11 protein-coding genes and 1 riboswitch are annotated in these 9175 nt (G+C 71.9%); of the genes, 5 read left to right on the forward strand and 6 right to left on the reverse strand.

What is annotated here, in order from left to right:
• Positions 1 to 67: 67 nt before the first annotated feature.
• The 5 genes from ACFXPK_RS01945 to ACFXPK_RS01965 all read right to left on the reverse strand — a co-directional run bounded on the left by ACFXPK_RS01945 (position 68) and on the right by ACFXPK_RS01965 (position 3693).
• The gene (locus tag ACFXPK_RS01945; RefSeq protein ID WP_385070536.1) at positions 68 to 742 is read right to left on the reverse strand and encodes an urease accessory protein UreF; all 675 of its coding nucleotides are present in this window, start codon (positions 740 to 742) and stop codon (positions 68 to 70) included.
• A 49-nt stretch (positions 743 to 791) separates the two neighbouring features.
• Positions 792 to 2549: an urease subunit alpha gene (locus tag ACFXPK_RS01950; RefSeq protein WP_385003580.1), complete on the reverse strand. Its 1758-nt coding sequence runs from the start codon at positions 2547 to 2549 to the stop codon at positions 792 to 794.
• The gene (locus tag ACFXPK_RS01955; RefSeq protein WP_385070538.1) at positions 2542 to 2853 is read right to left on the reverse strand and encodes an urease subunit beta; all 312 of its coding nucleotides are present in this window, start codon (positions 2851 to 2853) and stop codon (positions 2542 to 2544) included. Before ACFXPK_RS01955 ends, ACFXPK_RS01950 begins: the two co-directional genes overlap by 8 nt.
• Positions 2854 to 2866: 13 nt before the next feature.
• On the reverse strand, positions 2867 to 3169 hold the full coding sequence (locus tag ACFXPK_RS01960; protein WP_385003576.1) for an urease subunit gamma: 303 nt from the start codon (positions 3167 to 3169) through the stop codon (positions 2867 to 2869).
• A gap of 215 nt (positions 3170 to 3384) precedes the next feature.
• Positions 3385 to 3693 carry a type II toxin-antitoxin system Phd/YefM family antitoxin gene (locus ACFXPK_RS01965; protein WP_385003574.1) on the reverse strand — a complete coding sequence of 103 codons (309 nt, stop codon included), beginning with the start codon at positions 3691 to 3693 and terminating at the stop codon, positions 3385 to 3387.
• 101 nt (positions 3694 to 3794) lie between these two features.
• Here ACFXPK_RS01965 and ACFXPK_RS01970 point away from each other — a divergent pair, with 101 nt between their 5' ends.
• The 4 genes from ACFXPK_RS01970 (at position 3795) to ACFXPK_RS01985 (ending at position 7397) form a co-directional block, all read left to right on the forward strand.
• On the forward strand, positions 3795 to 4343 hold the full coding sequence (locus ACFXPK_RS01970) for a GNAT family N-acetyltransferase (protein ID WP_385003572.1): 549 nt from the start codon (positions 3795 to 3797) through the stop codon (positions 4341 to 4343).
• A gap of 137 nt (positions 4344 to 4480) precedes the next feature.
• Positions 4481 to 5350 carry an LLM class F420-dependent oxidoreductase gene (locus tag ACFXPK_RS01975; protein WP_385070543.1) on the forward strand — a complete coding sequence of 290 codons (870 nt, stop codon included), beginning with the start codon at positions 4481 to 4483 and terminating at the stop codon, positions 5348 to 5350.
• A 249-nt stretch (positions 5351 to 5599) separates the two neighbouring features.
• The gene (locus ACFXPK_RS01980; RefSeq protein WP_385070546.1) at positions 5600 to 6226 is read left to right on the forward strand and encodes an ATP-dependent Clp protease proteolytic subunit; all 627 of its coding nucleotides are present in this window, start codon (positions 5600 to 5602) and stop codon (positions 6224 to 6226) included.
• 497 nt (positions 6227 to 6723) lie between these two features.
• Positions 6724 to 6920: riboswitch (cyclic di-AMP (ydaO/yuaA leader) on the forward strand.
• Between the two features lie 3 nt (positions 6921 to 6923).
• Positions 6924 to 7397, forward strand: a complete 474-nt coding sequence (locus ACFXPK_RS01985) for a C40 family peptidase (RefSeq protein WP_385003565.1) — start codon at positions 6924 to 6926, stop codon at positions 7395 to 7397.
• 4 nt (positions 7398 to 7401) lie between these two features.
• Here ACFXPK_RS01985 and ACFXPK_RS01990 read toward each other — a convergent pair whose 3' ends face one another.
• Positions 7402 to 7845, reverse strand: a complete 444-nt coding sequence (locus tag ACFXPK_RS01990) for an ATP-binding protein (RefSeq protein ID WP_385003563.1) — start codon at positions 7843 to 7845, stop codon at positions 7402 to 7404.
• A 261-nt stretch (positions 7846 to 8106) separates the two neighbouring features.
• Here ACFXPK_RS01990 and ACFXPK_RS01995 point away from each other — a divergent pair, with 261 nt between their 5' ends.
• Entirely contained in the window at positions 8107 to 8964 is an 858-nt protein-coding gene (locus ACFXPK_RS01995) for a helix-turn-helix domain-containing protein (RefSeq protein WP_385070549.1), read from the forward strand.
• The last annotated feature ends 211 nt before the right edge of the window (positions 8965 to 9175 follow it).

A 9175-nucleotide genomic window follows, 5' to 3' on the forward strand; every position in this document is an offset into this window, starting at 1 on the left:
GGGGGAGGTACGGGTGCGTGTACGAGGCTGTGTACGGGAACGGGCCCGGGGCGGGGCGGTCAGGGGCTCATGAGGCGAACAGCCTGACCGGCCAGGCCGCGTGGGCCTGCGCCATGATGTCGAGCAGCGGTGCGGAGGGCGCGGGCAGCGCGCCGGTCCCCTCCGCCACGGCCTGTTCCGCGTACGCGGCGGCCCGGACGGCGATCTCGTCGAGCGCCGGTGTGAGCCGGGCGAGGACGGCGGTGGCCTCGAAGGGGTCGAGTCCGAGCAGCCGGACGACCGCCGTGGCGGGCCCGCTGACGCTCTCGTACGCCGCGCAGTACCCGGCGTCCAGGGGCGTGAGGCCCGCCGAGCGCGCGGTCAGCCCGAGCACGACGGGCTGGTGCGCGCCGCGCGGGCGGGCCGCGGCCAGCGCGTCCAGCTCCGCGCTCGGCCAGGTGGCGCGGGCGGCGCGCAGGAGCTGGCGGCCGAGCTTGCGCGCGGTGGTCCGCAGGGCGGGGACGGGCGTGCGGGCGTCGGCGGCCTCGTCCAGGGCCAGCGGGTCCAGGCCCCGGGCCGCCGCGGCGGCGAGCGCCGCCGCGGTGAGCCCGGTGGTGCCCAGCCGCCCCTCGCAGAAGGCGGCCAGGTCTCCGGCGTCACGGATCCGGCCCGCCGTGACGGCCGCTTCCGCGCCGCCGGAGTGGGCGTGGCCGCCGGCGGGGAACCGGCCGTCGGCGAGGACGAGCAGGGCGGCCCGGCTCATCGCACGCCTCCCCGCGGCCTTGGTCGGCGGAGCTTCGCGGGAGCCGCCATCAGAAGAGGAAGTAGCGCTGGGCCAGCGGGAGTTCGGTGGCGGGTGCGGGCTCCACCGGCTCCCCGTCGATCCGTACCGTGAACGTGTCGGCGTCGACCTCGACACGGGGCAGCGCGTCGTTCTCCCGCATGTCGGCCTTGGTGGTCCGCCGGGTGTTGCCGATCGGTGCGAACTCCTTGTGCAGGCCGAGGCGTTCGGGCAGCCCGTCCTCGATCGCCGCCTGGGAGACGAAGTTGAGGGAGGTGGCTGCGGCGGCCCGCCCCAGGGCCCCGAACATCGGCCGGGGCAGCACCGGTTGCGGGGTGGGGATGGAGGCGTTGGCGTCGCCCATCTGCGCGTACGCGATCTGGCCGCCCTTGAGGACGAGTTGCGGCTTCACCCCGAAGAACGCCGGGTCCCAGACCACCAGGTCCGCGAGTTTGCCGGTCTCGACGGAGCCGATGCGCCCGTCGAGGCCCTGGGCGATCGCCGGGTTGATGGTGTATTTGGCGACATAGCGGCGGGCCCGGTGGTTGTCGGCGCGGCCGTCGCCGGGCAGGGCGCCGCGGCGCTTCTTCATCACGTGCGCGGTCTGCCAGGTCCGCATGACGACCTCGCCGACCCGGCCCATGGCCTGGGAGTCGGACGAGATGATCGAGATGGCTCCGAGGTCGTGCAGGATGTCCTCGGCCGCGATGGTGGAGGGCCGGATCCGGGACTCCGCGAAGGCGAGGTCCTCGGGCACGGCGGGGTTGAGATGGTGGCAGACCATCAGCATGTCGAGGTGTTCCTCGATGGTGTTGACGGTGTGCGGCCGGGTCGGGTTGGTGGAGCTGGGCAGGATGTACGGCTCGGAGACGACGGTGATGATGTCGGGCGCGTGCCCGCCGCCCGCGCCCTCGGTGTGGTACGCGTGGACGGTGCGTCCGGCGATGGCGGCGAGGGTGTCGCCGACGAATCCAGCCTCGTTGAGCGTGTCGGTGTGGATGGCGAGCTGGGCGCCGCTCTCCTCGCAGACCCGGAGGCAGGCGTCGATGACGGCGGGGGTGGCGCCCCAGTCCTCGTGGATCTTGAACCCGAGCGCGCCGCCGCGCAGTTGGGCGTGCATCGCGTCGCGGGACATCGTGTTGCCCTTGCCGAGCAGCCCGATGTTGACGGGAAAGGTCTCCAACGCCTCGAACATCCGGGCGAGGTGCCAGGCGCCCGGGGTGACGGTGGTGGCCTTGGTGCCCTCGGCGGGTCCGGTGCCGCCGCCGACGAGGGTGGTGACCCCGGAGGAGAGGGCCTGGTCCACGACGGTCGGGGAGATGAAGTGGATGTGCGCGTCGACCGCGCCGGCGGTGACGATCCGTCCGTTGCCCGCGATGATCTCGGTCTCGGGGCCGATGACCAGATCGGGGTGGACCCCGTCCATGGTGTCGGGGTTACCGGCCTTCCCGATACCGGTGATCAGACCGTCCCTGATGCCGATGTCGGCCTTGACGACGCCCCAGTGGTCGAGGACGACGGCGCCGGTGATCACGGTGTCGGGCGCGCCCTCGGCCCGGGTCGTCCGGGACTGGCCCATCGACTCGCGGATCACCTTGCCGCCGCCGAACACCGCCTCGTCCCCGGCGCGTCCGGGACCGCCGCAGCGGTCCTCCTCGATCTCGACCAGCAGATCGGTGTCGGCGAGCCGGATCCGGTCGCCGGTGGTGGGGCCGAAGAGGTCGGCGTACCCGGCGCGGGACAGCTCGTACGGTACGTCTCGTCCCGCCGGCTCTGACGTGTCAGTCATCGAGGAAACCTCCGGTCTCTCCACGCAGCCCTGGCACGACGCGCAGACCGGCGAGGGGGACGAGTGCGACGGCGACGGGGACGCCGGGCTCGAAGCGGACGGCGGTGCCGGCGGCGACGTGCAGCCGTCTGCCCCGGGCGGCGGCCCGGTCGAACTCCAGGCCCGGGTTGGCCTCGGCGAAGTGGTAGTGGGAGCCCACCTGGACGAGCCGGTCCGCCGTGTTGACGACGGTGAGCCGGGTGACCTCGCGCCCTTCGTTCAGGGCGACGGGCTCGTCGGCGTACAGGATCTCTCCGGGGATCATCGGCGCTCCCCCGTCAGACGATCGGGCCGTGGACGGTGACGAGCTTGGTGCCGTCGGGGAACGTGGCCTCCACCTGGACGTCGTGGATCATCTCGGGGATGCCCTCCATGACGTCGTCGCGGCCGAGCACCTGGCGTCCCGACGCCATCAGTTCGGCGACGGTGCGGCCGTCCCTGGCGCCTTCGAGGATGTGCGAGGTGATCAGGGCGACCGCCTCGGGGTGGTTCAGCCGCAGTCCGCGCGCGCGGCGCTTGGCGGCGACGTCCGCCGCCACGTGGATGAGCAGGCGCTCCTGCTCGTGCGGGGTGAGTTGCACGCTTCCACCTCATCGTCTCCGGCCCGGTTCCGGCCGGGCGCAGCGCGATCCTAGCCAACATCAACACTTTGTTGACCGGTGCTCGCACATCCGCCCGCCTGTGGGACCGCACCGTAAGGCGGAAGTTTTTCCAACGCGTTAACTGGCCCGGCCGGCGGCCTCCCGGCACACCGGTTCGTATACGGGGACCCGCCGCCCCCGGCCCTCGCGAGGGATCACCTGCCGGACCCCGGCGGACGCTCGCCACCCTCCGGGCGGTGTTCCGCGGCGATGCCGAACCGGCGCGGTCCGCCTGGGGCGGACGGCACGGGGCGGATCGCCGAGACCGAGCTGATGACGCGCTCCTCCGTCTCCTCCACCTCCTCCGGACCGCTCTCCAGCCGCTCAAGATCGGCGGCGGAGACGAGCGCGACCAGCGGCTTCCCATGACGGGTCACGACCACGCGCTCGCCGCCGTAGACGACGCGGTTGATCAAATCGGCGAGCTCTGCCCGGGCTTGCGTCACCGGAATCTCGTAGGCCATGCTCCCAGCCTATGCGGCGCCCACCTGGCCCAGAACGGTCGATGGCGGCGGCGAAGCCCCCTGTCGGATCAGACGCGTCCGCCTACGATCGGTTGCCCGCCATGCCTGAGTCAGCGCCCGTCACCTGGCCACCAGCCCCGATCAGGACCGAACGGCTCGTGCTCCGCGAGTCCGAGGCCCGGGACCGTGCGGCGTTCATCGAACTGTTCGCCTCGCCGGAGGTGCGCACCTACCTCGGTGGCCCCCGGCCTCGCGACGAGCTCGAACGCGCGGTGCCTGAACTGCCCGGCCGGCGCCCCGGCCTTTTCGTGATCGACCTCGACGGAACGATGATCGGCACGGTCACGCTCGACCGGCGCGACGCCGAGCGTCCGGGGCACCTCCGTCCGGATGCCGGGGAGGCCGAGCTCGGCTACATGTTCCTGCCGGAGGCATGGGGACGCGGGTATGCCGCCGAGGCGTGCGCGGCGGCGCTCGGCTGGTTCGCCGACACGCTTCCCGGCGAGCCGGTGGTGCTCTGCACCCAGGCTGCCAACGACCGCTCGCTGCGCCTGGCGGCGAAGCTGGGATTCGTCGAGGTGCAACGGTTCGAGGAGTGGGGCGCCGAGCAGTGGTTCGGCATGTGGTCGCCGGTCACGCCGTCCTGCTGAGGCCGGACCGGACGGCTCCGCCTCCGGGGTCCCGTGGCGGGTGGTTTAGCTCGTCCGGACGGTGTGCCCGCGCGCGGCGCGCCCGGTCCGCCGAGCCGTCACCGCTCCGTGCCTAAGGTGACGCCCGGAGGTGGAGGATGCGAGTGGGACTGCACGCGCTCGGTATCGGTGACGGTGCCCGCCCCGAGGTGATCCGCGCGGTGGCCACCGCCGCGGAGGCGCACGGCTTCGCGCGGCTGTGGTGCGGCGAGCACGTGGTGCTCGTGGACGCGCCCGCCTCCCGCTACCCCTACTCCGCGGACGGCCGGATCGCCGTGCCCGCGGACGCGGACTGGCTGGACCCGCTGCTCGCCCTGACCTTCGCGGCGGCGGTCACCAGCCGGATCGAACTCGCCACCGGCGTACTCCTGCTGCCCGAGCACAACCCGGTCCTGGTCGCCAAGCAGGCCGCCACCCTCGACAGGCTCTCCGCCGGGCGGTTCAGCCTCGGGGTCGGGGCCGGCTGGTCGGCTGAGGAATTCGCGGCGCTCGGGGTCCCCTTCGCCGGGCGCGGGCGGCGCACCGAGGAGTACCTTGCCGCGCTGCGCACCCTCTGGGCCGAGGATCCGGCCTCGTACGCGGGGGAGTTCGTCCGCTTCGACGCGATCCGGGTCAACCCGAAGCCGCTGCGCGGCGGCCGGCTCCCGGTCGTGGTCGGGGGCAACAGCGACGCGGCCCTGCGCCGGGCGGTCGCGCTCGGCGACGGCTGGTACGGCTTCGCCCTTCCGGCGGCCGACGTGCCGGCGCGTGTCGCCGTTCTCGCCGACGAGTGCGCCCGTCGCGGTCGCGCTTTCGACGAGCTCACCGTCGCCGTGGCGCTGAGCGACGGCACGCCGGACCACCTCCCCGCACTCGACGCGGCGGGCGTCACCGAACTCGTCGTCGTCGCGGCTCCCCCGCCCGCCCCCGACGCGGCGGCCGCCTGGGTCGCGGAGCTCGCCCGGACCTGGATGCGCCCCGGGGCATAGCCAGGGCCGGCCGGGACCCCGCGCCGCACGGGGGGCTCCGTACCGTTGCGAGGCCGGTCACGGACCGCGCCCCGGGGAGGGACACCCCTCGGCGAACAGTCAAAACGCCTTCCGCTCCAGGGGTTTCAGTGGATCGCCAGAGCCTGCCCCCCCTTCCCACGATCTGTACGTCCTGTACATTTTTCACAGAGCCGTACGGGAGTCGTCGCGAAGAAGCGCGCGCCCCGCGCCCTGAGGAAGAGGCATGCCATGAACCGTTCTTCGGCCCGCTACGTCCTGCCCGAGTTCACCGAGCGGACCAGCCACGGGAGCCGCACGCTCGATCCGTACTCCCGGCTCCTGGAGGACCGGATCGCCTTTCTGGGGACGCCCGTCGACGAGACCGCGGCCAACGACGTGATCGCACAGTTGATCCATCTCGAATACGCCGCGCCCGACCAGGACATCAGCCTCTACATCAACTCGCCGGGCGGCTCGATCAGCGCGATGTCCGCGATCTACGACACGATGCAGATCATCACGTGCGACGTGGCCACGACCTGTCTCGGCCAGGCCGTCTCGACCGCCGCCGTCCTGCTGGCGGCGGGCGCGCCCGGCAAGCGGACGGCGCTGCCCGGCGCACGGACCGTGCTCCGGCAGCCCGCCACCGAGGAGCCGGTGCACGGGCAGCCGTCCGATCTGGTGATCCACGCTCAGGAACTGCTGCGGCTGCGGGACCTGGTCACGTCGACGCTGGCGCGCCACACCGGACGGAGCGCGGAGCGGGTCGCCGGCGACCTCGAACGGGACACGGTCCTCGACGCGCCGGGCGCCCGGTCCTACGGGCTGATCGACCACATCGTCCAGAACCGGAAGACCTCCGCGGGCGGACGGTGAGCGCCGGTGCCGCCTCCCGGACTCCCGGCCCGCCGTCCGCTCAAGTGGCCCCGCCACGGGACGCCCTGACGGCCCTGCACCGAAGGGGCGAGAACCGAGCTGTACGCGGCGACCCCGGCCGGGGCGCTGCGGACGCCCGACGGGGAACGGAGGGCCGCGCGGGTCACCGCGCCTCCCTGGCAAGGGACCTGACGGGGTGTCGTGTTCCCGGATGGCCGCGTCCATATGAGAAGGACTCGCACATTCGGCGTATGAACTGACCGGACAGATTCGGCGAGGCGAGTTGCGCGATCCGGCCGGGACATCGGGCCGCGTGATCGTTACGTCGCAGGTACGGGCCTCATCGGGCCGCGGTGCCCGGGGGCCGGATCGCCCGTCGCCACCCGCATGGACCAAGGGTGATGAACTTCACATATCGTCGTTTCAACTCGGAAATCCACTGGTTTCTGGGTCAAGATCCGTGAGACGACAAGCCCCCGCCGGCCCCGGCGGGGCGGTCCGGGCGGACGCCGAGTCCTGCCGCCGTTCCGGATGACGGGTCGACAGGAGTGGATCGGCAGGAGTGGAGGACCCGAGCAGCACGGGACGACGCCCTTCGTGGTCGTTCCTCGGGGTGAAGCCGTTCACGCGGCCGGGCAACTTCGCCAGCCCGAACCCGACAGGTCATCCTTCTCAGGCGGCTGACGAAGGGTTGCGCATGACTGCGCAGACATATGTCCCGTCTCTGCTGTCCCGGGCGGGGGCCGTATCGGCCCTCACGCTGGCCGCGGTCACCAGCACGATGCTGGTGCCCGGCGCGGCGTCGGAGGCCCAGGCCGCTCCGCACAGCGCCAAGGCCCTGAAGGTCGCGGCGTCCAAGAAGGGGTCCCCGTACAAGTACGGCGCGACGGGACCGTACCGCTTCGACTGCTCCGGGCTGACGCTCTACTCGTTCAAGAAGGCGGGCAAGAAGCTCGCCCGGACGGCGCAGGCGCAGTACAACCAGACCCGGCACATCTCCGCGTCCTCACGGCGCCAGGGCGACCTGGTCTTCTTCCATTACGGAAGGAGCGTCTACCACGTCGGGATCTACGCGGGCAAGGGAAGGATCTGGCACTCGCCGAAGACCGGCTCGCTGGTACGGCTGGAGAAGATCTGGTCCAAGAAGGTCTGGTACGGCCGGGTGAAGTGAGGTCCTAGGCCGGCGCGGCCGGTGCCGTCCGGATCGTCCAGGGCAGGGCGATCCAGACGGTCTTGCCGCCCTCGTCGGTCGGGACGACCGTCAGCCGGCCGCCGGCCTCGGCCGTCAGCCAGCGGATGATGACCATCCCGCGGCCGTTGTCCTGCTGGACGGCCGCGGGAAGCCGCTGGGGCCAGCGCGGGTGGCTGTCGGTGACCCCGACGCGCAGCGTCTCCTCGCGGTCGAGCCGTACCTCCACGGTGAACGTGGGCGACTGGCCGAAGGTGTGCTGTACGGCGTTGGTGGCCAGTTCGGAGACGACCAGCCGGACCGTGTCCGCCGTGGCCGCCTCCTCGGGCAGTCCCCAGTCGGCGAGGAGGTCCGCGACATATCTTCGGGCCGTGGGCACCGATGCGGGCTCGCTCGGCAGGGTGATGGATGCTTCCTGGTGGTCGGCCATGACGACGCTGTCCCTTTCCCGCCGGACCGGACTCCGGCGCAGAGCTGATGGCTGCGCGGACGGCCTCGGAACCGTGCTGCGCGACAGCCTGCCACTGATCGCACCATCCGTACCTCCGATCCACCGAGATCTGCATATATCTGTCGCTCAAAGCGGTGAACTCTGCAACGCGAGACCGTATTTGGGCGTCGGAAAGATAACTTCTCCGCCTTGAGGTCGTCACGGGTGCGGCGGAGAAGGAAGCGGAGAGGTGATTCGGCCATGCGGCATATTCCGGTGGTACGTCGGCAGCGACTCGGGGACGAATTGCGCAGACTGCGCCGGAGCGCGGGGCTCACCAGTGACCAGACCGCGCGGCTGCTCGGCTGGCACCAGTCGAAGGTGAGCAGGATCGAGACCGGGGTGAGCGGCGTACGGGACGGGGATCTGGCGGCGCTCCTCGACGCCCTCGGGATCGAGGACCCGCGACTGCGCTCGCTGCTGCGGGCGCTGGCGGGCACGACGGACGGCGCGCCGGGGTGGTGGACCGCGTACCGGGCCGTGATCCCGCCCACGTACCGGGACTTCATCACCCTGGAGTCGCAGGCGAGCACCGCGCACACGCTGGAGACCACCGTGGTGCCGGGGCTGCTCCAGACCCCCGCCTACGCCCGCGCCGTGACCAGAGCCGCGCTGACGGGGACGCCGGAGGGGACGGTGGACTCGCTGGCCGGCGTACGGCTCATCCGCCAGGAGGTGCTGACCAGGGCGGCGGCGCCGCTGCGGCTGCACGCCGTGGTGGACGAGGCCGTGCTGCGGCGGGAGGTGGGCGGGCCGGGGGTGATGCGGGATCAGTTACGGCGCCTGATCGAGCTGGCCCGGCTTCCGCAGGTCCGTCTCCAGGTGCTGCCGTTCACCGCGGGCGGCTATGCCGGACTCACGGGCCCCTTCATCATCTTCTCTTTTTCGAACATTACCGATCTGGATTTAGTCATTCTCGACCATTTAACGAATAGCCTCTATCTGGAACGGAAAGAGGATCTGAAGGCGTACCGCGTCGCCTTCCGTGCGATGCAGGCACACGCCCTCTCCACACAGGATTCATTGGATCTCATCGCCGGGATCGATGACGGCGCGTAGGGAGCATCATGTCCGCTTGCCTCGCAGGACCCCCCACCTCTGGTCCCTTACCCGTTCCACCGTCGCGGAGCTGGCGCCGCAGCAGTCACAGCGTCGGCGCCAACAACTGCGTGGAGTGGGGCCCGGGGCAACCCCGCGGCCCACCCCTGGCGGGGGACACCAATAAAGGCCACACCCCCCCAGCCGTCACGGGCGGCGGGGGGGGGCCGGC

The sequence above is a fragment of the Streptomyces sp. NPDC059142 genome (assembly GCF_042755665.1).
Taxonomy (GTDB): domain Bacteria; phylum Actinomycetota; class Actinomycetes; order Streptomycetales; family Streptomycetaceae; genus Streptomyces.

Coding starts and splice junctions, on each gene's coding strand:
- ACFXPK_RS01990 (WP_385003563.1), bottom strand. CDS start 7,845: ATGGCCGACCACCAGGAAGCATCCATCACCCTGCCGAGCGAGCCCGCA.
- ACFXPK_RS01980 (WP_385070546.1), top strand. CDS start 5,600: ATGAACCGTTCTTCGGCCCGCTACGTCCTGCCCGAGTTCACCGAGCGG.
- ACFXPK_RS01975 (WP_385070543.1), top strand. CDS start 4,481: ATGCGAGTGGGACTGCACGCGCTCGGTATCGGTGACGGTGCCCGCCCC.
- ACFXPK_RS01950 (WP_385003580.1), bottom strand. CDS start 2,549: ATGACTGACACGTCAGAGCCGGCGGGACGAGACGTACCGTACGAGCTG.
- ACFXPK_RS01955 (WP_385070538.1), bottom strand. CDS start 2,853: ATGATCCCCGGAGAGATCCTGTACGCCGACGAGCCCGTCGCCCTGAAC.
- ACFXPK_RS01945 (WP_385070536.1), bottom strand. CDS start 742: ATGAGCCGGGCCGCCCTGCTCGTCCTCGCCGACGGCCGGTTCCCCGCC.
- ACFXPK_RS01995 (WP_385070549.1), top strand. CDS start 8,107: ATGCGGCATATTCCGGTGGTACGTCGGCAGCGACTCGGGGACGAATTG.
- ACFXPK_RS01965 (WP_385003574.1), bottom strand. CDS start 3,693: ATGGCCTACGAGATTCCGGTGACGCAAGCCCGGGCAGAGCTCGCCGAT.
- ACFXPK_RS01970 (WP_385003572.1), top strand. CDS start 3,795: ATGCCTGAGTCAGCGCCCGTCACCTGGCCACCAGCCCCGATCAGGACC.
- ACFXPK_RS01985 (WP_385003565.1), top strand. CDS start 6,924: ATGACTGCGCAGACATATGTCCCGTCTCTGCTGTCCCGGGCGGGGGCC.